At 40.6% G+C, this 23845-nt stretch carries 22 protein-coding genes, 2 pseudogenes and 1 riboswitch; of the genes and pseudogenes, 8 read left to right on the plus strand and 16 right to left on the minus strand.

Features of this window, described 5'->3' with window-relative positions; all coding sequences use genetic code 11:
- Positions 1 to 103 precede the first annotated feature (103 nt).
- The 5 genes and pseudogenes from O3633_RS04080 (at position 104) to O3633_RS04100 (ending at position 2308) form a co-directional block, all read left to right on the plus strand.
- Positions 104 to 298, plus strand: coding sequence for a helix-turn-helix transcriptional regulator (locus O3633_RS04080; RefSeq protein ID WP_006152985.1), 195 nt, complete (start codon positions 104 to 106; stop codon positions 296 to 298).
- Positions 299 to 312: 14 nt separating this feature from the next.
- Positions 313 to 855 carry a DUF3278 domain-containing protein gene (locus O3633_RS04085; RefSeq protein ID WP_371620473.1) on the plus strand — a complete coding sequence of 181 codons (543 nt, stop codon included), beginning with the start codon at positions 313 to 315 and terminating at the stop codon, positions 853 to 855.
- A gap of 10 nt (positions 856 to 865) precedes the next feature.
- Positions 866 to 1408: a DUF3278 domain-containing protein gene (locus tag O3633_RS04090; RefSeq protein ID WP_371620474.1), complete on the plus strand. Its 543-nt coding sequence runs from the start codon at positions 866 to 868 to the stop codon at positions 1406 to 1408.
- Positions 1409 to 1418: 10 nt separating this feature from the next.
- A complete protein-coding gene (locus O3633_RS04095; protein ID WP_371620475.1) occupies positions 1419 to 1760 on the plus strand; it encodes a hypothetical protein in 342 nt (113 codons plus the stop codon).
- Between the two features lie 12 nt (positions 1761 to 1772).
- A pseudogene (locus O3633_RS04100) lies at positions 1773 to 2308 on the plus strand (DUF3278 domain-containing protein).
- An 84-nt stretch (positions 2309 to 2392) separates the two neighbouring features.
- On the opposite strand, the gene O3633_RS04105 reads toward O3633_RS04100, so the two are convergent.
- The 8 genes and pseudogenes from O3633_RS04105 to O3633_RS04140 all read right to left on the minus strand — a co-directional run bounded on the left by O3633_RS04105 (position 2393) and on the right by O3633_RS04140 (position 11914).
- The gene (locus tag O3633_RS04105) at positions 2393 to 3289 is read right to left on the minus strand and encodes a TDT family transporter (protein ID WP_371620476.1); all 897 of its coding nucleotides are present in this window, start codon (positions 3287 to 3289) and stop codon (positions 2393 to 2395) included.
- Between the two features lie 108 nt (positions 3290 to 3397).
- Positions 3398 to 4482: pseudogene (locus tag O3633_RS04110) on the minus strand (acyl-CoA dehydrogenase family protein).
- On the minus strand, positions 4475 to 5023 hold the full coding sequence (locus tag O3633_RS04115) for a carboxymuconolactone decarboxylase family protein (protein ID WP_371620477.1): 549 nt from the start codon (positions 5021 to 5023) through the stop codon (positions 4475 to 4477). The pseudogene O3633_RS04110 and the gene O3633_RS04115 overlap by 8 nt, the downstream one beginning before the upstream one ends.
- A gap of 225 nt (positions 5024 to 5248) precedes the next feature.
- Positions 5249 to 6427 (minus strand): ryptide export MFS transporter, encoded by a 1179-nt coding sequence (locus tag O3633_RS04120; protein ID WP_371620478.1) that lies wholly within the window; start codon positions 6425 to 6427, stop codon positions 5249 to 5251.
- A gap of 393 nt (positions 6428 to 6820) precedes the next feature.
- Entirely contained in the window at positions 6821 to 8143 is a 1323-nt protein-coding gene (locus O3633_RS04125; RefSeq protein ID WP_371620479.1) for an alanine/glycine:cation symporter family protein, read from the minus strand.
- Positions 8144 to 8233: 90 nt separating this feature from the next.
- Positions 8234 to 8322: riboswitch (glycine riboswitch) on the minus strand.
- Between the two features lie 145 nt (positions 8323 to 8467).
- Positions 8468 to 10804 carry an endonuclease MutS2 gene (locus O3633_RS04130; RefSeq protein WP_371620480.1) on the minus strand — a complete coding sequence of 779 codons (2337 nt, stop codon included), beginning with the start codon at positions 10802 to 10804 and terminating at the stop codon, positions 8468 to 8470.
- 262 nt (positions 10805 to 11066) lie between these two features.
- Entirely contained in the window at positions 11067 to 11615 is a 549-nt protein-coding gene (locus O3633_RS04135; RefSeq protein ID WP_371620481.1) for a CvpA family protein, read from the minus strand.
- Positions 11612 to 11914 carry a cell division protein ZapA gene (locus tag O3633_RS04140; RefSeq protein WP_049503020.1) on the minus strand — a complete coding sequence of 101 codons (303 nt, stop codon included), beginning with the start codon at positions 11912 to 11914 and terminating at the stop codon, positions 11612 to 11614. The genes O3633_RS04135 and O3633_RS04140 overlap by 4 nt, the downstream gene beginning before the upstream one ends.
- An 86-nt stretch (positions 11915 to 12000) precedes the next feature.
- Between O3633_RS04140 and rnhC the strand changes: the two genes are divergently transcribed.
- The 3 genes from rnhC to recD2 all read left to right on the plus strand — a co-directional run bounded on the left by rnhC (position 12001) and on the right by recD2 (position 15967).
- Positions 12001 to 12882, plus strand: coding sequence for a ribonuclease HIII (gene rnhC, locus O3633_RS04145; protein WP_371620482.1), 882 nt, complete (start codon positions 12001 to 12003; stop codon positions 12880 to 12882).
- Between the two features lie 3 nt (positions 12883 to 12885).
- Positions 12886 to 13500, plus strand: a complete 615-nt coding sequence (gene lepB / locus O3633_RS04150) for a signal peptidase I (protein ID WP_371620483.1) — start codon at positions 12886 to 12888, stop codon at positions 13498 to 13500.
- 100 nt (positions 13501 to 13600) lie between these two features.
- Entirely contained in the window at positions 13601 to 15967 is a 2367-nt protein-coding gene (recD2, locus tag O3633_RS04155) for an SF1B family DNA helicase RecD2 (protein WP_371620484.1), read from the plus strand.
- Positions 15968 to 16014: 47 nt separating this feature from the next.
- Here the strand turns inward: recD2 and tig are convergent, their stop codons facing one another.
- The 8 genes from tig to mvk form a co-directional block, all read right to left on the minus strand.
- Complete coding sequence (tig, locus tag O3633_RS04160) at positions 16015 to 17298, minus strand: trigger factor (RefSeq protein WP_371620485.1); 1284 nt, start codon at positions 17296 to 17298, stop codon at positions 16015 to 16017.
- A 231-nt stretch (positions 17299 to 17529) separates the two neighbouring features.
- The gene (locus O3633_RS04165) at positions 17530 to 18162 is read right to left on the minus strand and encodes a response regulator transcription factor (RefSeq protein WP_049531079.1); all 633 of its coding nucleotides are present in this window, start codon (positions 18160 to 18162) and stop codon (positions 17530 to 17532) included.
- Positions 18163 to 18180: 18 nt separating this feature from the next.
- Positions 18181 to 19170 (minus strand): envelope stress sensor histidine kinase LiaS, encoded by a 990-nt coding sequence (locus O3633_RS04170; RefSeq protein WP_371620486.1) that lies wholly within the window; start codon positions 19168 to 19170, stop codon positions 18181 to 18183.
- The gene (gene liaF / locus O3633_RS04175; protein ID WP_371620487.1) at positions 19167 to 19865 is read right to left on the minus strand and encodes a cell wall-active antibiotics response protein LiaF; all 699 of its coding nucleotides are present in this window, start codon (positions 19863 to 19865) and stop codon (positions 19167 to 19169) included. Before liaF ends, O3633_RS04170 begins: the two co-directional genes overlap by 4 nt.
- Positions 19866 to 19959: 94 nt before the next feature.
- Positions 19960 to 20961, minus strand: a complete 1002-nt coding sequence (gene fni, locus O3633_RS04180) for a type 2 isopentenyl-diphosphate Delta-isomerase (protein ID WP_371620488.1) — start codon at positions 20959 to 20961, stop codon at positions 19960 to 19962.
- Positions 20939 to 21952 (minus strand): phosphomevalonate kinase, encoded by a 1014-nt coding sequence (locus O3633_RS04185; protein WP_371620489.1) that lies wholly within the window; start codon positions 21950 to 21952, stop codon positions 20939 to 20941. Before O3633_RS04185 ends, fni begins: the two co-directional genes overlap by 23 nt.
- Positions 21939 to 22892, minus strand: a complete 954-nt coding sequence (gene mvaD / locus O3633_RS04190) for a diphosphomevalonate decarboxylase (RefSeq protein ID WP_371620490.1) — start codon at positions 22890 to 22892, stop codon at positions 21939 to 21941. The genes O3633_RS04185 and mvaD overlap by 14 nt, the downstream gene beginning before the upstream one ends.
- Positions 22874 to 23752 (minus strand): mevalonate kinase, encoded by an 879-nt coding sequence (gene mvk / locus O3633_RS04195; protein WP_371620491.1) that lies wholly within the window; start codon positions 23750 to 23752, stop codon positions 22874 to 22876. The genes mvaD and mvk overlap by 19 nt, the downstream gene beginning before the upstream one ends.
- Positions 23753 to 23845 lie beyond the last annotated feature (93 nt).

A 23845-nucleotide genomic window follows, 5' to 3' on the forward strand; every position in this document is an offset into this window, starting at 1 on the left:
CATCAACATTCTTTTAAAAATATGTCAAAAATAGTTGATATTTTATTTTCAAAAGAATATACTATAGTCAAATATATGTGACACAATCTAAAAAGGAGGAAGCATGAATCGTGTGAAAGAATTCCGCAAGGAACTGGGCAAGTCCCAACTCGAACTTGCCAAGGATATCGGCGTCTCGAGGCAAACTATCAACATGATTGAAAACGACAAGTACAATCCCACCCTGGAACTCTGTCTCAATCTCGCCCGCAGCCTCCAAACTGATCTCAACAGTCTCTTTTGGGAGGATGATTTTTAAAAAGGAGAAGAAAAATGAAAAAAGAAACCTTCACGGAAAAACTGATCAAACGCACTTACGGAATTTCTGATCCGCTTGACGAATACAAACGACGTGAGGCTGACCGCATTGGAAATAAAGTCTTTATGATTCTCTTTTATCTGATGATTTTCGGCAATGTTATTCCACTCGTTCTAGCCTATAAATATCCTCAACTAGTGGCTCTAGTCTATCCTCCTCTGATTTTAGTGATTGCCCTCATCGCTGCTGGCTATGTCACCTACCAAATGCAAAAAACAGGGATTACAACTATTGAACCAGATATGTTGAGTGAGAAAGAAAATAAGCAACTACACTACCCTGGTCTTAAAGCTGGTTTATTCTTTGGGCTATGGATGTTTTTTATAACCCCTCTTCTCCATATACTTACTGGTGAAGGTCAGGACTATTTCCATTCTCTTCTCACTATAAGAAATGGTTTAGCAAGCATTTTCGGTTCTATCTTCTTCGGAGCGAGCATACAGTTCCTCATCTCCCGTCGCATTGCAAGAGTTAAAAAAGAGCAGGATAAAGATTAGGAGAAAGCTTATGAAAAAAGAATCCCTCAATGAAAAACTGATCAAACGTATCTATGGCGTTTCAGGGCCACTTGATGAACACAAACGACGCGAGGCTGACCACATCGGGAATAAAGTCTTTATGGTTCTCTTTTACCTCATGACTTTAGGCAATTTCATTCCCTTTATCCTTGCTTATAAATATCCAAAAGTAGTCGCTTTTGGATATCCAATCATTATCTTTCTAATTTCCATGGTTTGTGCTATCTATGTCACTAGTCAAACTAAAAAAACAGGTATTACTGCTATCGATCCTGATATGTTGAGCCAGAAGGAAAAGAAACAGTTACGTAATCCTGGTCTTAAAGCTGGTCTGGTCTATGGAATAGTCATGTTGTTTGGAATGCCACTTCTCGATATCCTAATGGATGATAGCAAGAGCTATCTTACCTCTCTTCTGAATACCAGAAGTATCTTGTCGACCATCGTTGCAGCTTTCTTTTTCGGATTAACAGTGCATATTGTAGTAACACTTCGGATTCAAAAAGCCAAGGAAGATCAAGACGACGATTAGGAGAAAGCTTATGAAATCACTAGTAACTTTAATTCTCAGCCATATTTTGATCAGTATCTTTATGACAGTTTTCCTAGTTTATGGCCAAATTACGCGTCCTTTTCTGATCATCTTCCTCTTAGCCCTTCCTGTCTTGAACAAAGGACAAAGATTTCAGAAAATCAAATCAAAAAAAAGACGCCTCTTAAACGCATCTCTCTGCTTTATCCTCGTATCTCTCCCACAGCTGATAACGAATTCTATGGATTGGAGATATCTACTATTTCTAACCATCTGTATCGTTTTTAGTCTAGTCTACTTCTATACTCTCTATCAACTCTTTAAAGAAGTTAATCAAAAACAATGTTATTAAGAGGTCCCTACCATGAAAAAAGAAGACTTAACAACTCGCTTAGTTCGAAATTTCTTTCATATCCAAGGACCCTTTGATGAATGCCGTCAAGAGGTCATCTATAAGGCTTGCGCCCGTTCCATGGTCCAAATCTTTTACTCTTCCTTCTCTTCCTGTTCTATCTGTTGTTTGGGCGCTTTATAGAGATAGTTCGAATGGCTATGCCCTACATCTATTTTAGACTCATTTGGTTCATGAGTATAAAAGCTCAAAGAGCTGTCCAAGAGCTTCATCTTGAAAAGGATGACAAATCAGAAATCATCTACAAAACCTACAGCAAACACCAAATAAAAGTTCGTAGTTGGTTGGTATTTATAAGTATTGAGATTGGCTTATTTGCCCTGCTACTCTTTCATAAACTCTTCGTTCAGCAGATACCTCTATCAATTTTCTTGGAAAAAATCATCCAAACAGAGATAATGGTCCCCTTACTTGTCTTTGGTCTTAGTATTGGAGCAATCTTTGGGACTATGGTCTACAGTTTTCTATCGTTGCACAAGGAGAAGTAAGAAACTGCTTGATTTGTTGGTTATAATAGCTATCAACCTAACAGAAAGAACATCCCCTAACACTTCTCAGTGCTAGGGGATTTTTTAGTTCCTTAAATACCTCATATATTCTACTAATACATAGACAAGGATTGTTAAACAAATGATAGTTTCCAGCCAAACGAGGAGGTTAAGGACTGGAAACTGCAGAATGCCTTGGGCCATTTTCAATGAAGTTGCTGTGATGATAGTTGGGAAGGTTAGGGCTGAAAAAGCTGGTTGAAATCCCTGTTTTAAAATCCTTGGCAAACGACTGAGGACAAAGAAAAAGAAAGTTTGTGAAGCAAGGATCATGACTAGCAAAATCCAGCCATGAAGTCCTGAACCTCCGATTCGAACGAGTGCTGCCAACAGTAGAGAAAAGGGAGCACAATAAATTCCTTCTTGCCCCAGTATAGCCCGTGGCAATGGATTACTTTTCAAATCTTGATAAATCAGAGGATAAAGGTAAAGGGTCAAGGTAAAGCCAAAAATCCAAGCGCCATAGGCAATCTCGACTATACCCACCACTGGGTAGGTCAAGCTTGCTACTGCAATCCCCACATAGAGAACTGTCCAACTTGGCGTTGCGTTCGTTCTTGGTTTAGTCTGTACATAATTTTTAGTGAAGTAGATGATTAACCCTACATCCAGTAGAAAGGCAAACCACCAAAGAGCTTGAGCTATGATACTCATACTCGTAGGTAAGATTCGCAGTAAGTAGGTTGATAAAATCATCCCTGCCATGGGAAAGGTCGCCATTCCCGATAATAGAGGAGCTTTCTTAAGTTCTTGCTGGCTTTCTTGCCAATCACTAAGATGACTGTATAAAAAATAAAACCATAAAATTAAGCCTGACAAACTAAAGACGTGCGATAATAGTGGAACAGTATCCAATATGAGATTGCCTGCTCCAGCCAATCCCAATAAGCACCCTGAAAAGGCCAAGGGGAGTTTTTTCATGTGAACCTCCAATAGTCATGTTATTATCAGTATAGCATAAAAGCGCTTAAATGAAGTATTAAAAAACGAAGTTTAAAAAGATAAACCTCGTTTTTATTTTCTTTATTGTTAGTTTGTCGCTAGAATATGTCGCAATTGCACAGCACTAGGAGAAACAATTGGTAAAAAGGCACCTTCATTCCAACGACGTATGAAACCGGATGTCGATTTACTAAAGTATCCTCTACCGCCACCAGCTTGTAGTTCTAATAAGAGACTTTGGGCAACAACATCAACAATATCAATTCGTAACTGGAATAGCTCACGCGGATTTCTAACGAAATAGGACTCTTCAGATAATCCCTGATAGAGAGAATGTCGAATATCATCTAACTGGTCGACCTGATGCTGCCATTCTTCCTTCAAGACACCTCGTTTCCCCAATTCTTTTTCGACTTCTGAGAGTGAACGTTCAGCCAAACCAAAGGCTAGGCCAAATTGGTAGCCTAAAAAGGCTGGACGATTTTGCGCTAAAAATTGATGAGCGTCCTTGGATAGAATCCACTCTTCCTTTAAAGGGACCTTGTTAAAAGTCAGGGCTGCTGTATTCCCTCCTTGGAGAGAGACAAATTCCAAATCTTCGGAACGACTAAAGTTTTCTGCGTCCGATGGTACGGCTACTACATAACTTGTACTCGGATCATCTGCAAATCCTGCTACAAAAATAGTGAGGAAGCGATCCCTACGAGCATTGGTTACCCAAGGAAGTCGTCCTTTTAGGTAATAATTCCCATTTTCTTCAAGGATACGAACATTTAGTTCCTCTAAGTCAATAGATACTTAACAGCATTAGACAAGGCCGTAGCACCTGCATATTCTCCTGATAAGAGTTTTTCCAAGTAAACTTCTTTGAAATAAGTATTATCAGTATGTAGAATATTATCTATTAAAGTTCGTTGCCCCCATGAGATAAAGGAAGCTGTTAAGGAATGTTGAGCGAGTTCAGCAAGGAGATCGATAACATCTTGGTCATTACCACCTAGCCCTCCAAGAACTTTTGGTACTCCTACACGAAAAGCACCTTCTGCAGCAATTTTCTCAATCAGCTCTTCTCCAGCTTGACTTGATTTTTTGTCAATTTCATCGGCGTGCTTGTCTAACCAGATTAAAAATTCTTCTGAAAAAATCCCATACTCTGCCCTCCTCTTATTCATAAGGTTGTAATTCTGGATTAATCGGTGTGTTAGCTAGATTGTTGGCATAGTTACAAAGACTTGCTAGACTGACACCGAGAACAACATCCAAGGCATTTTCTTGCGTGTAGCCAGCTTCAAGGAATTCTCCAAGTGCTTCATCTCCTACGCGCCCTTTGGTATTGATAACTGCCAAGGTAAACTTAGCTAGGGTATCCAGCTTAGGATCGCTTTCGATTGGAGTACGATTGCGAAGGGCTTGAAGTAGGTCATCATTCATCTGGATTTGCTTGATAGAAAAGGCTGTATGGCCAGCGACGCAGAAGGCGCAACCATTAGTTACGGCTGCAGTGATTTGCACCACTTCGCGCTCTACAGGTGTTAGACTATTGCGACGGTTAATAGCTCCAACAGTTCGGTAAGCTTCTAGGGCTGTAGGGGCATTGGCCAAAAGACCGATAAGATTTGGGATATAGCCATTGTTATCCTTTTGTACCGTTTCAAGAACTTCTTTCACTTCTGCTGGTGCTGATTCTACTGTGTGGATAGTAAATGTTGTCATAAGGGGACCTCTTTTCGTTTTGTAATTGAATGGTTTCTGCGAAAATCTTACGAAATCTCATCAGCCTATTGAACAAATCCTTGCCTTGATTGATGACTCATTAGCTTTTCGTTGACAATAAGTCTAACACAGAATCTATACCTTGCATAATATATATTTTAAATTGCACTGATAAAAAATTTTTATGAAAACAAAAAAATCACACCAGATGTATGATCATAACTGTTAATTTATCTGATGCTTGTTTCTTAAAACTAAGATAGATTCTACCAGCAAGCAGAAGATAGCTAAGCCAAAGCCAGTAAATACTCCAAAATATTCTGTGATAAAACTCATTAGAAAAACAGAAGCAGAAAAGGCCAATGTAGAGACAACTTCAATAACGGAGTAAACATTCACAAGTTCCTTCTCATCAACCGATTCCTGTAATAATACACTCTCAGGAACTTCCTTAATCTGAGATAGGAAACCAATTACTAGAGATAGGAATAGAAAAGCAGGTGGATTTGGAAATAACACTATCAACAGAGTTACTAGTGCTGTCGATAACAAAGAAAAGGTCATAGTTTGATATTTATAGGTAACAACTTTCTCTGCTAAACGGAAGATAATAGCTCCTCCCAAGATAATCCCCAAGGAATAGGATGTATTGACGTAGCCCCAATAGCTTTCTGACCGATGTAAAATCTCAGTCACAAAAACAAGTAAAACAGAAGATACCCAGATAGCATTAGCTAAAATTTCTAAAAGATTGGCTTGGACAATAAAGCCTAATCTTGATTCTTTAGCCACCAATCGCCAACCTTTTGTTAAAGTCTCAAGACTTGTTTCAGAGGACAACTCTTCTTTTTCGACTAGTGGCAAACCAAACATCAAAATCGTCGAAATTGTAAACAAGGCTAACACAATGAGCAGGCTAGGATTCATTCCCAGACTCGCAAATAAGAAGCCTCCTAAGCCCCAACCAACTAGCTGTACACTTTCGCCACTCATAGAAATGGCTGCATTCGCTTTAGCTAAATCTCTCGCATAGCGTGGAACAATCGCATAGGAAACAGGTGCTGCAAAACCATCCAAAACGGAGATTAAGGTAACAATAGCATATAAAAGAGGGAGGGAAATAGTTTCAGATTGCTTGAATAGAAAAACCAAAATCGCTAGCAGAATCGTCTTACCAAATTGAGTCAAGAAAAGAACACGATTTAAAGCTAATCTCTTTGTTACTAACGGGACTAAGAAACTAGCTAAAAAGGAGGATAGACCTATCAGAATTGGTACTAGGGAGGTTGAAATGACCGAACCAGATAAGACAAACACATTTGCAATCACAATGACTCTAAAAAAGACATCTGCTAGATTCGCTAGTCCCTGTGAAATCACTAATTTTCGAATATCTTTTGACATAAACACCTCCAGTTTATTTCTCTTTCGCACATAGATGAAAAAAGACATTTCAGAACAAAAACAGATTTATGTTGACTATTATACAATAAATAAAAGTGCAAATAAAGAATATCATAAAAGAAGTACTCTTGAATTTCATTCATCTTATGACATAATACTCTTCGAAAATCTCTTCAAACCGCGTCAACGTCGCCTTGCCGTATATATGTTACTGACTTCGTCAGTCTTATCTACAACCTCAAAGCAGTGCTTTGAGCAACCTGCGGCTAGTTTCCTAGTTTGCTCTTTGATTTTCATTGAGTATAAAATAAAAGACTAGCCCTAGTAGTGAAAAAACTAGCATCTCACAAACAGATACTAGTCTTATCTATAAATGGTAATATCAATCTTACATTATTTACCAAAATACTTCTTAGTCTCAGCGATAACGACTGGTGATAAGGCTAAGAGTGCAATCAAGTTTGGCAGAGCCATGAGGGCATTAACAATATCCGCAATGACCCAGACCATATCCAGCTCGATAAATCCTCCCAGCAAGACCATGAGTACAAAGACCACACGATAAAGCCAGATAAAGCGAACGCCAAAGAGAAATTCAAAACAACGCTCTCCGTAATAGTTCCATCCCAAAATCGTAGTAAAGGCAAAGAGTACCAAGAAGACCGTTAAAAGAGCAGGTCCAAAGAAAGAAAATACTGTAGAAAAAGCTGACTGAGTGAGAGCAACACCATCTAAATTACCATTCCAAACCCCAGTCACTAAGATTGTCAAACCAGTCAAGGTACAGATGATCAAGGTATCAATAAAGGTTCCTGTCATGGAAATCAAACCTTGCTCCACCGGTTCATTGGTCTTAGCTGCCGCAGCCGCAATGGGAGCTGAACCCAATCCAGACTCGTTTGAGAAGACACCACGCGCCACACCATTTTGAATAGCCATCCGAACACTAGCTCCTGCAAATCCTCCCACTGCAGCTATGGGACTAAAAGCTGATGTAAGTACCAGTGAAAGTGTTGCCGGTACTTTATCAATATTAAAGAAAATGACTGTCAAGGTTCCCAAGATATAGACAATAGCCATAAAAGGAACAACTGTAGTTGACACCTTTGAAATGGACTTGAGCCCACCAAAGACTGCGATCCCTACGAAAATAGATAAAACAAGTGCAGTAATTGTCGGATCAATACTAGCCGTATTTTGCACGGATTCTGTAATGGAATTCACCTGGGTAAAAGTACCAATCCCTAAAAGTGCAACTAGTACCCCAGCTACAGCAAAGAAGATTGCAAGAGGGCGCCATTTTTCGCCCATCCCTAGAAGGATATAATGCATCGGTCCTCCTGCTACCGCACCATGGTCATCCTTGGTTCGATATTTAATAGCAAGTAGTCCTTCTGCATACTTGGTTGCCATTCCAAAGAAAGCAGCCACCCACATCCAAAAAAGAGCACCTGGTCCACCAACCTTGATAGCTGTTGCCACCCCGATAATATTTCCTGTACCAACAGTTGCTGCGAGGGCTGTACACAAGGCAGCAAAGCTCGAAACATCCCCATGTCCCTTGTCTTTGGCAAAAATAAGCTGGAAGGCCTTAGGGAGACGCAGGATCTGTAAAAGCCCTAAACGAAGAGTCAAGTAAATCCCTGTACCAACCAATAAAATCAAAAGGGGTGGGCCCCATACCAGAGCATCCAGCTCTTTTAGCAAATTTAACATACCATTCTCCTATCTATTCAACTCCAAAAGAAAGAGCACATGTTGGAAACATGTACTCTGGAATGCATCGATAAATGCCAAAAAGCGCTCTATCATTGCTCTGTCCTTTTACCTGAGAGTTTGAGCAGTTGCCTGCCTTGCCCCTTCGGTGCCTTTACGGTCTCTCCAGAGTTCCGTCCATTTACAGTCATGGAGCATCAACTGATTCTCCACTTCTATTAAACTTCATTCGGTGTTGTATTTAATTTTTTCTTATTTTACAAGAAAATTTAGCTCTTGTCAATTATTTTCAGAAAATTTTATTATAATTTTCATTCTTTCGTTTTATCCCTTAAAGGTTACAATGGTTGCGCCAGATCCGCCTGCATTTTGTGGTGCATAGCCAAAGCTCTTGACTTGTTTATTTCTTTGTAGGTACTTAGTCACCCCTTCACGGATGACTCCTGTACCGATACCATGGATGATGTCAACTTGGGCCATATTGTTGAGCAGGGCTTGGTCGATAAAGGCATCCAAGGCTTCCATAGCCTCCTCGTAGCGTTTGCCACGAAGGTCTAGTCGAGCTTGTGGACCTTTTCCTGCTGCACGTTTAACGACGTTAACTTGTTTCTTCTTGACTGGCGCTTCTTGCTGAGCCTGAACTAAATCAAACTCTTTCTCCTCAAGCATAATCTTGATTAAGCCAACTTGGGCTTCCCAACGACCATCCTTGAGCTGATTGGTCAAGGTACCACGTTGACCATAGCTTAAAACGATGATATCATCCCCAACTTTTGGAGCTCGTTTTTTCTTGGCCTTCTGAAGAACCTTGTTTTTAGAAAGGTCAACTTTTTCAGGGGCTAATTTTTTGAGCTTAGCCTTGGCTTCAATAATTTCATGTGGTTTTAGTTGAGATTTACTGTGAAGATTTTTAAGTATATCATCACTCTCAGCTAGTGCTAAGTAAACAATCTCAGCAGCTTGCTCACGCGCCTTATTGAGTTCAGTTTCCTTCTCACGATTTAGCTCATTGTAGAGTTTTTTTAGCGCGCGGTTCATCTTGAGGTTTTCTTGCTCAACTTGGCGAATATTCTCAAGTCGTTTGCGGCTTTCAAGTGTCTGCTCTTCCAATTGCTCAATGATGCGATTGACATCATTATCTTGATTAATCTGCTTGCTGGCATCACCTACGATGACATCTGACAAGCCTAGACGTTTGGCAATTTCAAAGGCATTGCTTCGACCTGGAACTCCCTGCATAAAGCGATAGGTTGGACGCAGGCTAGCTGTATCAAACTCCATACTAGCATTTTGAACATAGGCCGTTTCAATCCCGTAGGCCTTGAGTTCAGGATAGTGAGTGGTTGCCATAGTCTTGACCTGACGCAGACGCAAGTCTTCTAAGATAGACATAGCAAGGGCTGCTCCTTCTTGAGGATCTGTTCCTGCTCCAAGCTCATCTAGTAGCAAGAGGGAGTTTTGGTTGACCTTACCCAGAATATCAACGATATTGGTCATGTGACTAGAGAAGGTTGAGAGACTTTGCTCAATGGACTGCTCGTCCCCGATATCTGCGAAAATCTCCTCGAAAATCCCTACACGACTACCCTTATCAGCTAAAATTGGTAGACCAGACTGGGCCATCAACTGGGTCAAACCTAAGGTCTTGAGCATAATGGTCTTACCACCTGTATTAGGACCCGTGATAACAATAGCTGTCAAATCTTTCCCAAAGTGCACATCATTTGCGACAGCATTCTTAACCAAAGGATGGCGAACATGGAGGAGTTGAATTTCCTGTTCCTCAGAGACTTGAGGGACCACTGCTCCGGTCTCTTGGATAAAACGCACCTTGGCGCGAATCAAATCCAAACGTCCAATAATCCAGGCATCATTGGCGATTTCAGCCGCATGCGGTCTTACTCGTTCAGAGATTTCTTGAAGGATACGCATCATCTCATAGCGTTCATCTGCACGAAGACTAGCAATTTCCTCACTTAGCTTAACTACTTCACGTGGTTCGATATAAACAGTGTTCCCACTGGCAGAAATATCATGTACTACACCAGCAATCTTATTACGATAGGTATTCTTAACTGGAAGAACTTGGCGACCATTTCTACTTGCGATGATACCTTCTGTCAGCATCTGAGCTTTTTGTTTGAGAAGGTCTTGCAGGACATCACGGACTTGACTTTCACTATCATGGATTTTTCGACGGATTCGTGCCAAATCCTCACTAGCAAAGTTCTCAATAAATCCAGCTTCGTTGATGGCTTGTAGATTTCCCTGTAAATGTGGAAAATCATGAAGTTTCTCAAACCAGTTAGCTAGGTGATCTAAACGTACATTTTCAAGATTGTCATAAAAATTCTGCAATTCACGACTGGCAAAGATGACACGTTTGAGAAGGAGAAATTCCTCGATGTTGAGATCAGCACCCATTTCCAAACGTTTGCAGGTAGCTGCAATATCTTTTGTTGCCGAAATGCTGAAATGAGGATGCTCGACAAAGAGTTCTTGCATTTCCTTCATCTCTGCAAAAGCTTGCTTAATCTTGTCTCCTTTATCAGTCGGAGCAAGTTCTTTTAACTGCTCTAGTCCTTGCTCGGTCAAAAGATGAGGCTCGAATAAAGCCTTGACCTTATTAAATTCTAATGTTTCTAGTATTTTTTTATTCATTTTCTTTTCCTTCGTAATGAGCGAACAATTTTTAAAAATCTCACTCTTTTCAAAAAGGCTCCTAAACTATTGATACTCAATGAAAATCAGAGAGCAAACTAGGAAGCGACCCGTAGGTTGCTCAAAGCACTGCTTTGAGGTTGTAGATAAGACTGACGAAGTCAGTCACATATATAATCCAAGGCGAAGCTGACGTGGTTTGAAGAGATTTCCGAAGAGTATGAAATTGTAAACAAAAGGCTAGGAATAGTTCCCGCCCTTTTTATCCGATTATTTTGGTTACCCAGAGTTGTTTAATCACATGACTAGTGATGGGGACACTCTGGATAATATGTTTAGCTACAAAACTGTTTTCAAGTGAATTTTGAACAATTTGTAAAGGAACAGTTGCAAGAATAGTCAGTATCATCTGGAGGACAAATAAGGTCACAGCCACTGATAAAACTCCTGCACCTATACGGAAATATTGACCCGCTAGCTTTTTAGTCGGTAGAAGATTAAGAAAGAGACCCAGCAATCGACCGAAGCAGTAAAACACCGTAAAGGCTAAGAGATAACCAATCCCTGCATAAAAGACCTTGTCCAGTTGGAAAAGTTGATTGGATGGGAAAAAGAAGGTTCCCTGCCCTTCCTGTGGACTTGCATATGGGATCAACAAATCAAATTGTTTCCCTAAAGATTGATAAAAATTTCCTGCAAGAAGAGCTGAAATCACAGTTGCTACAAAATAGTAAATCTGTAAAACCAAACCTCTACGATAACCGATATAAAAGCTCCATGCAAGAACCAATAAGAGAAGGACGGAAATCATAGGGAATCCTCAATCTTGCTCTGTTCTTGTTTAGTCGCTACAACTTGATGACGGAGGGCGTCTAATTCTTGTTCCTTATCATCAAATTCAATCTCACGACTGAGTTGAGTTGACAAGCTATTGACTGCTAATAAAATAGCGATTGTCTCATCATCCGCCCCAGGCATCTGCTCTTTAATTGCTTCATATTTTTCTGTTGCGACCTTGGCAATTTCCTCCATAAAGAGGTTGTCATGCTCAGTTGTTAAGGTCAATGTTTTTTTTCCGAATGTAAACTTGTATCGATTTAAATTTGCCATAAAATTCACCTCACGATATTATACCAAATTTCACTTAGTTTGTCAGTTTTTACCAATTCTACGGCTTTTATGGTACAATAAGAGTTATGGCAAGTATTACATTAACTCCGAGCGAAAAGGAAATCCAAGCCTTTGTTCAAAAGCATGAAAAAAAGCTCGCTCCAAGTAAAAACCCATATATTCGCTACTTTTTCAAGCTTCCACAGGCAAGTGTTTCCATCTACACTTCTGGAAAAGTCTTGCTTCAGGGAGAAATGGCTGAAAACTATGCCAGTTTTTTTGGTTATCAGGTCAGTCAAGGAACTAGCGGACAAAATTTCCCCTTGATTGGGACAGACGAGGTTGGGAATGGTTCCTATTTCGGTGGTCTGGCTGTAGTAGCATCCTTCGTGACTCCTGACCAACATGACTTCCTACGAAAATTAGGTGTAGGGGATTCTAAGACTCTGACAGACCAAAAGATTCGTCAGCTTGCCCCCCTGCTTAAGGAGAGAATCCAGCACCAAGCGCTGCTTCTTTCTCCAAGTAAGTATAATGAAGTCATTGGGGAGCGCTACAATGCCGTTTCCGTCAAGGTAGCCCTGCACAATCAAGCGATTTTTCTCCTCCTCCAAAAGGGAGTCCAGCCAGAAAAGATTGTGATCGATGCTTTTACTAGTGCTCAAAACTATAAGAAGTACTTAAAAAATGAAGCCAATCATTTTTCTAATCCAGTCAGCCTAGAGGAAAAAGCTGAAGGTAAGTACTTGGCTGTCGCAGTAAGTTCTATCATTGCGCGTGATCTCTTTCTAGAAAATCTCGAAAATCTGGGTAGAGAACTTGGTTATCAACTTCCAAGCGGGGCTGGAACAGCTTCTGATAAGGTAGCTAGCCAAATCCTTCGTGCTTATGGTATGCAGGGACTCAACTTTTGCGCCAAACTACACTTTAAAAATACTGAAAAAGCAAAAAAAATGCTAGAAAGGTAAATTATGAAATATTTAAAATCGTTTTTAAAAGAGTGGGGAGTTATCTTCCTACTTATCACACTAGTAGGTCTTAGCCGTCTCTTTCTCTGGAGCAATGTCCGCGTAGAAGGACATTCTATGGATCCTACCCTGGCAGATGGAGAAATCCTCTTTGTGGTTAAACATCTCCCAATCAATCGTTTTGATATTGTGGTTGCTCATGAAGACGATGGGAACAAGGATATCGTTAAGCGGGTTATCGGTATGCCAGGAGATACCATCCGTTATGACAACGATAGACTCTATATTAATGGTCAAGAAACTGATGAGCCCTATTTAGCAGAATACCTAAAGCGTTTCAAGGAAGATAAACTCCAAAGCACCTATACTGGAACTGGTTGGGATGGTAAAAAGGGAGAATACTTTAGAACTTTAGCTCAAAAGGCTCAGGCCTTTACCCTAGATGTTAATTACAACACTAGCTTTACCTTCACTGTACCAGAGGGTGAATACCTCCTACTAGGTGATGACCGTCTGGTATCTAGCGACAGTCGACATGTTGGTACCTTTAAGGCAAAAGATATCACCGGAGAAGCCAAATTCCGCTTCTGGCCACTCAAGCGTATCGGAACATTTTAAAAACTAGGAAGAGGCCGAGAATTATCCATCTCAGCCTCTTCTCATTCTATTTTGACTAAATCTGGGATAAATTTTCTCAGACACTATTGTAAGGAATTTTATGGAAGTTTATTTTTCAGGCACCATTGAACGCATCATTTTTGAAAATGTCAGCAATTTTTTCCGTATTTTACTCCTAGATATTGAGGATACCAATGCTGAAGACTTTGATGATTATGAAATCATTGTCACAGGTACTATGGCTGATATCATTGAAGGAGAGGAATACACCTTTTGGGGACAAATTGTCCAACACTCCAAGTATGGGGAACAGCTACAAATGACTCGCTATGAGAGAGCCAAGCCGACTAGTAAGGGCTTGGTCAAGTATTTCTCCAGCAGCCATTTTAAGGGAATTGGACTCAAAACAGCCCAGAAAATTGTGGATATCTACGGGGAGAATACTATTGACAAAATCTTAGAAAATCCAGACAAACTCCAATCAATCTCTGGACTCTCTGCTAAAAATCGTGAAGCCTTCATCTCAACTCTTAGTCTTAATTACGGAACAGAGATGGTCTTAGCCAAACTGGCTAATTACGGCATCCCAAATAAACTGGCCTTTCAGATTCAAGACTTTTACAAGGAAGAAACGCTAGAGATTGTCGAGAATTATCCCTATCAACTGGTCGAGGATATCAAGGGCTTGGGATTTACCATCGCTGACCAATTGGCCCAAGAATTGGGGATTGAGAGTCAGGCTCCCGAACGCTTCCGTGCTGGTCTCGTCCATAGTCTCTTTCAAGGTTGCATGGAAACGGGAGATACCTATATGGAAGCTAGAGACTTGTTGGAGCAAACCCTCAACCTTCTAGAATCCTCCCGTCCAGTCGAACTAGATCCAAGTCAAGTTGCTCAAGAACTTACTTATCTGATTGAAGAAGATAAAGTCCAGCAGATTGACACCAAAATCTTTGATAATAGCCTCTTTTTTGCAGAAGAAGGGATTCGCAGCCATCTCATCAGAATCCTCGAAAAAGGGCAGAGTAAAAAACAGGATCTAGAAACCATTCAAGAACATATCGCAACTGTTGAGGAAGAACTGGGGATTGAGTATGATAGTATTCAAAAACAGGCCATCTGCGCTGCTATCCAGAACAAGGTCTTTATCCTTACAGGTGGACCTGGTACAGGTAAGACTACTGTTATCAACGGCATTATCGCTGTCTATGCTCTCTTAGAAGGACTGGATCTCAAAAAAAAGAGCAATCTGCCCATTCTCCTAGCTGCTCCAACTGGTCGCGCGGCTCGTCGCATGAATGAGCTAACAGGTCTACCTAGTGCTACCATTCACCGCCACCTAGGTATGACTGGAGACGACGACACCAGCCATCTTGAAGATCATCTGGATGCTGACTTTATCATTGTTGACGAGTTTTCTATGGTAGATACTTGGTTAGCCAACCAGCTCTTCTCCAATATCTCCTCTACCAGTAAAATCCTCATCGTTGGAGATAGTGACCAGTTACCTTCTGTCAGTCCTGGTCAAGTCCTAGCAGATTTACTTCAGATACCAACCATCCCTCAAACACGTTTGGAACGAATCTACCGTCAGAGTGAAGAATCGACCATCGTCACTCTTGCAAGTCAGATTCGTCAGGGAATATTGCCTGCAGATTTTACCCAGAAAAAAGCAGATCGCTCCTACTTTGAAATCGCTAGTAACCATATCCCTGCTAGCATTGAAAAAATCCTAGGTGCTGCTATCAGAAGTGGTATCCCTGCTCGCGATATTCAGGTTCTTGCCCCTATGTACCGTGGAACTGCTGGTATTGATGCCATCAACCAGCTCATGCAAGACCTCCTCAATCCTCCACAAAAAGACCTGCTTAGCTTTGAAGCACCTCAGTGTCACTATCGAACAGGTGATAAGGTCATTCACCTAGTCAACGATGCAGAGGTCAATGTCTTTAACGGAGACTTAGGTTATATCACAGACTTGATTCCAGGAAAATACACTGAATCTAAGCAAGATGAAATTATGATTGATTTTGACGGCAATGAGGTCTCCTATCCTCGAAATGAATGGTACAAGATTCGCCTAGCCTATGCCATGAGTATCCATAAGTCTCAGGGTAGCGAGTTTCCTGTTGTTATCCTGCCTATCACCAGTGCAAGCAAGCGCATGTTAGAGCGTAATCTCATCTACACTGCCATCACTCGTGCTAAAAGTAAGCTCATTTTACTAGGTGAATTACAGTCCTTTGACTATGCAACTCAGCACATCGGAACGGCTCGTAAGACCTATCTAATTGAACGTTTCGCTGACTTAATAGAATCAACTGATGGAACTAGTAAATCAGCTACTGAAGCTACACCAGTTACAGATACTGAACAATCCTACATTCTAACCGAAGACAACTGGTCTAATATTCCAGCCATGATTGGGATTACTGAAGAAGACCTGCAGGAGATTTTCGGAAAATAAAGTATAAGAAAACCCACCGAATCCGGTGGGCTTTTATCTTGTAAAGATTATTTTACTGTTGCAGTGCTTGTGATCAATTCAACAGCTTTTTTCACTGCGATATCGTGTTTCAACATTTCAGCTGAAAGCAAGCTTTGTACTTGAGCAACTTCCATGTTGTAGTCTGCAGCCAATTGCTCGATTTCTTTTTGGATTTCTTCTTCAGTAGCGTCAAATCCTTCAGCTTTCGCAACAGCTTCGATAACAAGGTTAGTCTTCGTACGTGACTCAGCTTCTGCTTCGTGTTGTTTGTGAAGGTCTTCTTGAGTAGTTCCAGTGATTTGGAAGTACATATCAGGGTTGATACCTTGACGTTGCAAGTTGCCAAGGAATTCATTTACTGAACGGTGAACTTCTTCGTGGATCATTTCTTCTGGAAGATCAACGATTTCAGCGTTTTCTACAGCTTTATCGATTGCTGCACCTTCAACGGCATCTTTGTATGCTTCTTCTTTAGCAGCAGCCAATTCTTTACGGTATTTTTCTTTCAATTCGTCAAGAGTTTCAACTTCTTCGTCGATGTCTTTTGCAAGTTCATCGTCAAGAGCTGGAACTTCTTTAGCTTTTACTTCGTGAATAGTTGTTACGAATTTAGCTTCTTTACCTGCAAGGTCTTCTGCTTGGTAGTCTTCTGGGAATGTTACGATAACATCAACAGTTTCACCAGCTGAGTGACCTACCAATTGGTCTTCGAAACCAGGGATGAATTGACCTGAACCAAGTCCAAGTGAGAAGTTTTCACCTTTTCCGCCGTCAAATTCAACACCGTCGATAGAACCAACAAAGTCAATAACAACAGTATCACCGTTTTCAGCAGCAGCTTCTTTGATAACCAATTCAGCCAAGTTGTTGCGTTCGCGTTCGATACGCTCTTCAACGTCAGCATCTGTTACTTCTTTTTCTACATCAACTGATACTTCAAGGTTTTTGTAGTCACCCAATTTAACTTCTGGTTTTGTAACAACTTCAGCAGTGACAACCCAGTCTTGACCTTTTTCCATTGAAGTTACGTCAATTTTTGGTTGTGCAACTACTTCAAGACCAGCTTCTTTTACAGCTGCTTCATAAGCGTTTGGCAAAAGAGCGTTCATAACGTCTTGGTAAAGTGACTCTTCACCGAATTTTTGGTCGAAGATAGGACGTGGAAGATGACCTTTACGGAAACCAGGAACGTTAAGAGATTTCTTTACTGAGTTAAATACACGATCCAATTCTGGTTTGATTTGGTCTTGAGAGATAGTGAAAGTCAAGACACCACGGTTTGTTTCTTTGTTTTCAAATGATACAGACATTCTGTCATTTCTCCTTAAAATTTTTTTAAATACAGTCTATTATATCATATACTAGTAACTTTTTTCAAGTCAGAACCAAGTTTTCAGTACTGCTTGAGATACTTGCTAATTCTAAATCACTGTTTTATGGCTAAATGTATCCAATTTACCAAGAAAAAGTATTAAAAACTAATTTCAAAGAAAAAATTACCTTTGGAACAGAGAATTATGATTTCACTCCAAAAGATTCATCTAGAAGTCCTCATGCCCTACTAAGTGATGCTGAAAGGCATATACTGCTGCCTGGGTGCGGTCACTAACCTGAAGCTTTGCTAAAATATTGGATACGTGGGTCTTGACTGTCTTGAGAGAGATAAAAAGCTCATCAGCAATGCGCTGATTTTCATAGCCCTTAGCGATCAGTTGAAGGACATCTCGTTCACGAGCTGTCAGATCTTCATGTAATTCAATATGATTGCGGTTATATTCTACCTTCTTACTTACCTCTTGTTCAATGGCTAGCTCTCCAACCGCCACCTTACGAACAGCGTGTAACAATTCATCTGCACTGGACGTCTTGAGCATATAACCTCTAGCTCCAGCATTCAAGACCGGCATGATTTTTTCATTGTCTAGGTAAGAGGTCACGATTAATATTTTAGCTTCTGGCCATTCTTTGAGAATAGCTAGTGTTGCATCAATCCCATTGACTTCAGGCATGACAATATCCATGACAATCACATCTGGACGAAGCTCCAAGGCCATAGAAATTCCTTCCGCACCATTGGTTGCTTCTCCTACAACCTCTACATCATCTTGTAATTCAAAATAACTTTTTAAACCCAGACGCACCATTTGGTGGTCATCTACTAATAATAGTTTCATTTCATTTCCTTTTGTTAGTCACTCAAGCAAGGGAATGCGGATATCCACTGCCAAACCCTGCTTAGGAGCCGTCATCAATTGTACTGTCCCAGCCATATCTTCCACTCGTTCTTTGACATTGCGTAGACCATAGCTTAGTTCATCAACATCATCTAGCTGAAAACCGCGACCATTGTCTACTACCTTTAATTGCAAGCCTGTTTCCGTTTGATAAAGGTAAACATCTAGACATGAAGCTTGGGCATGACGAAGTGTATTACTAATCAATTCTTGTACAATCCGAAAAATATGTTCTTCAATCTTTTTAGGGAGTGCAGTTACCTGATATTTATAGCTTACCTTCAATTCACTTTTTTCTTCTAGCTCTTTGAGGAGTAGCTGAATACCCTCCACCAAGCTTTTTTGTTCCAGTTCAATTGGTCGTAAATGCAAAAGAAGAATGCGCAAGTCTCTTTGAGCTGTCTCTAAAATGGCAGTCACACTTTGGAGTTGTGTTTGCATCTTCTCTCTGTCTAATTTGGAAGCTTGTTGACTGAGTCCCGATAAAATCATATGGGCAGCAAAAATTTCTTGGCTAACTGTATCATGCAAGTCACGCGCGATTCGCTTGCGCTCCTTTTCAACAATTTCTTCTTCTTTGACCAAGGCCTGATTGTCTGCTTTTTGAATAGCTTCTGTCAACAAACCGAGCTTTCCTGACAAATTTCTAAAACTTGCGTCTAAGTCAGCATCTCCCAGACTTTCAATATCTTTGCCAGCTAGGAGACGTTTGAGATTTGCTTGGATTCTTCTCTTTGAAATTTCGTCAACCATTGTCCAGAATAGGACTAATAAAAAGGCTAGGGCAAGACTAAACATCAGGGCTAGAAAAAGGACTTTTTCTGTCTTTTCTAAATCCTGAAAAAGAGAAGTCCACTCCAAATCCAAGATCTTAAAAATGCTTCGAAATAGAAAAGCAACAAAGAGAAATGAGGTGAGACCAATTAAAATATAGGGTTGTTTTTTCATCCTCTCACCACCTCTACATCTCCAACCATGGTTGTCAAAAGTACCTTAACACTCTTAGGACTCTTGAGATAATCTCTGGTTTCTTGATGAAATTGCTCATTACGTAAAGCACGTTTAGGCTGGTCAAAAAAGGTTAAGTCTCCATACAGAGAATTGACACTAAGGCTGACTTCAACATCTACTGGTACAATAATTCTAGTCGTACCCACCAGTTTTCTCAAGATGATGACATTATCATGATTGCTCAAAATCACGTGCTCCAGATGAATAGTATCCTTCCCCATAAGACGAAAAAGGTTGATATCATCAAAACGACAAGTCTGGTAGCTTGAGAAGTGATGAAGATTTCCAAACCAGCGATTTTTCTCCTTCTTCACCGTCACTACTTCTTCAAAGAACAGATTGGTGTCTTCTCTTTCCTGATTCATCATAGGATAAAGCAAGAAGAGACTATAAATCAAAGCCACAAAGATAGCTAAAATGACAAAGGGATTGAGCATGATGATAAAGAAAAATAGGATGCTCACTGCCACTAATATGAGGTTATTCCCCTGTCTTCCAGTATAGTATCGAATCAGCAGTAAAAACAAGAGCAAGATCAACAGAAAACGGGAAAAATGCTCTGATACCATCATAATCAGAGCTCCTGTTAATAAACAAGCTTCAATAAATAGAAAAATTTGAAATTTTCGCATGTATCCGTCCTCTCTATTTTATTGTATCACAAAACCAAAAAGTCACATCAGTCTGAGGAATGATAAAAAGACCGGGACTAAAATCCCGACCTCCTCACATTTGGTCTTTTGCTTCTTTTAATTTTCCATAAAGGAGATAGTCGACCTGCTGCAAATCCTCAATCCTTGCACAATTAAGGGCACACATAATCAAGCGTAGATCTTCCTTCCAACCTTCAACAATGGAAATAACGACATCAACAGAGTAATTTTCTACCAGCTCTAACATAGTGCGTGATAGACCAACTGCCTTGGCTCCAAAGACCAGGCATTTGATGATGTCTAGTGGATTGCGCACTCCTCCACTTACCAAAAGCTCCATCTTATCTTTCCAGTCTTGGGCATTGATAAGAGCCTGCATGGTTGATTGCCCCCAATCATTGAGGTAGTCCCGTTGACCACTACGACGATTTTCGATATAGGCAAAGCTAGTTCCCCCACGACCAGACAAATCAACCGTACGTATCCCCATCTCATATGCCTTAGAAATGGTCTTCACATCCATACCAAAACCGACTTCTTTTAAAACAAGAGGAACTGAGATTTGATCAGCATAATCTTTCAGATTATTTTGCCACAATCTAAATTGACGCTCACCTTCTGGCATAAGTAATTCCTGCATGACATTGACATGAACTTGCAAGAGAAGAGGATTCATTTCTTTCACTGTTTGTAATCCTAGTTCTACAGGTTTATCCAAGCCAATATTTGTTCCAAGAAGGAGGTCAGGATGATTTGACTTCACGGAAAAAGAATCATCTGATGGATCCTTAAGTGCAGCGCTGTAAGAACCTGTCACAAATAAAATCCCACAAGCATCTGCCACCTGGGCCAATTTTTGATTAATTTCTCTGCCCTTATCACTCCCACCTGTCATGGCGTTAATATAAAAAGGAAAATCCCATTTGCGCCCTGCAAATTCTGTCGAAAGATCAATCTCATCTAAGTCATATAAGGGTAGAGAAGAATGAATCAATTCAACTTCATCAAAACTATTATAAGAACTTTTTTGTTCAAGGGCATAGCGGATGTGTTCATCCTTCCGATTTGTCGTCATGTCCTATCCTTTCTTGATACAAGAGCTCAATCCCTAGATCAGCCCAGCGTTTTTTCAGTAATGTGGTCGAATCTTGGTCAAAATTGAGGGCTATCCCACAGTCTCCACCACCAGCACCACTACTTTTAGCGACGGCTTTTAAGTCTCTGCTGGCATCTTTTAATTGTCTGAGCGAAGGGGTGTAAATATCTGAACTCAAGCCTTCTAAAAGTTGGCTGGCTTGTTCTAGTAGCTCCATTATCTTTTCTTCTTGGCCTTCCTGCAAAGCCTTTACCAAGTTAGTTACTGTTTTTTTTGAAGCCTGCAAAAAGCTAGCATTCATATTCTTCTTGATTTGCTTAACCATGTGACTAGACACCGCTACTTCCTTGGTCCAACCTACCAAAAAATCAAACTGCAAGGCTGGTTCAACACTAGAAATAGAAAATCCCCAATCACGTGCTAATACAGTTGGCAAGTCTTCTTTTTCTAGCCATTGTGCAACTTTTTCCCGATCAAACGACTGATAGAGCACCAGGTCTTCTGAAACGATACAGGCAATGTCACCCATGGAACCATTGTCTCCACGTTTGAGAAGAACAGCACTCGCCAGTTTAAACAAGAGGTCTCTTTCAGCTGGTCTATCATAGAAAGCAAGCATGGCCTTGATAACCAATACAACGACGCTACCACTAGAACCCAGACCAAACTTCTTGCCCTGACGCTCCATTTTCCCACGAATATCTAAGGAAAAAGGCTGCAAGTCAACTCCTTGGGCAGTCAGATAGTCCTCCACCGAAGCAACTGTTTCTTGGATCAAGGCATAGGAAGAATCTGGGCGCATGTCTACACTATAAGTAAACATATCTGAATAGAGTCGATAAACTTCTGAGGACTCAATCTCAGCTGTCATATAGATGGGAATAGCCTTTATTAGTGCCAACTGTCCTGGTTCTAAAATGGCATACTCACCAGCCCAGTAGAGCTTCCCACAAGTTTTAACAATCGTCATCTTGGCTCAAATCCTTTGTCTTTGAAACGATTAAGCGATAGCGTTGACCTAAAAGTTCTGATAGATGTTCCAAGTCTTTTTCTAAACAAAGAACCTTTACATTAGGTCCCGCATCCATGGTAAAGTAGCAAGATTCTCCTTGTTCTCTAAGCTGACGAACGAAATCCATAGCCTCATAACTCGCATCTGTCAGATAAGAGAACGGCGGATTGGCAGTTTTTGTCGTAGCATGCATGGCAAGAGCGTTCTTTTCTGTTAATACTCCAACTTTCTCAAAGTCATTTTCCTTGAGGTAGATTAGCATATCCTTGTAGTCTTGCTCAGACTGACGAATCCAGTCCTCAAAAGTTGTCGAAGTTTCTACACAGAGTTTCATGCCATCTCGACTAGAGATTGGTTTTTTCTGGTCTTCCAAGACCAACATAATCATAGCTAGTTTCAAGTCAGTTTCAACTGGATAAATCTCTCCACTATCCTTATCCCAAGCTGCTATCGGTCCATAAAAACTACGAGATGAAGAACCAGATGCGAACTTAGCTTCCAAAGCTAATTCTTTACGATCTAGCCCTAATTGGAAGTAGGCATTGCAGGCTTTGACTAGAGCAGACAAACCACTAGAACTTGAAGAAAGACCTGCCGCTGTTGGCATATTGTTCTTGGTATCGATACGAACAAAACCTGCCCCTTCAGGACGGTAGCGGTCAATGATTTTACTCATCTTTTTATGTTCAGCTTCATTTTGCAACTGACCATTGATGTAAAAAGCATCCGAGCTTGCATCTGCTGGCAAATGTGAAAGTGTCGTCTCCGTATACATATTTTCTAAAGTCAGAGAGATACTGCTAGTCGCGGGAACCATCTCCTTTTCTTTTTTCTTACCCCAATATTTGATGATAGCAATATTGGCATAGGAACGTACTGTTACAGCCTTTCGATCCATGTCTGAACAGCTCCTTTCTCTTCTAATCTTTCTGCGAGTTCTTGTGCTTGACTGACATTAGCAACCAAGGCAATGATGCAACCGCCTAGACCACCACCACTCATCTTGGCTCCTAGAGCTCCATGTTCAAGGGCAGTTTCAACCAAGGCATCTGCCTCAGGGCTACTAACTCCGATTTCTTTTAGATTTCTATGAGCTTTGGTTAGAATTTCTCCCAGCTTCACGGCATCTTTTGTTTGAATAGCTTTTTCTGCTTCTTGGGTTAATTCTCCTAATGCATGCAAGAAAGGCAGAGCTTCCTTGCCCTTGCTCTCTACAACTTGGATGGCTTCACGAGTGTGCCCATAGACTCCTGTATCTGCAATGACCAGATAAGCTGACAAATCCATAGCTAATTCTTCAAAACCTACATTCTTGATAAAACGAATAGGCTGGTCACTTAGGCAAGTCTTAGCATCTAAACCACTAGGATTCATATGGGCAATCATTTCAGCTCGATTGACCAAAATTTCCAAAACATCATGTGGGAGTTCTGCTTGGTAATAATCAAATACTGCACGAATGGCCGCAATACTTATGGCTGCTGAAGATCCCATCCCCCGTTTTTCTGGAATAGCCGAGTCAATTTGACAACGGATGCAAGCATCTTTGATATTTAGATACTCAAGAGAAGCATAAACAGCCATAGACAAGGTGTCCTCTTCAAACAGATGCCATGGTGTGGTTGCTGGAACCACCCGACAAGTCACCTCTACCTCTAAAAGAGGTAAAGAAATGGCTGGGTAGCCATAAACCACTGCATGCTCTCCGATTAAGATAATTTTACTATGTGCCTGACCGACACCAACTTCTTTTGTCATTTAATCCTACTATCAGATGAAAATCATCTTTTTCTAGATAAAATTTTAGAACTTTATTCCTTTCTATTTTATTATATTTTCACAAAAAAAGCG

This window comes from Streptococcus sp. 27098_8_22 (assembly GCF_041432415.1).
GTDB lineage: Bacteria > Bacillota > Bacilli > Lactobacillales > Streptococcaceae > Streptococcus > Streptococcus pseudopneumoniae_M.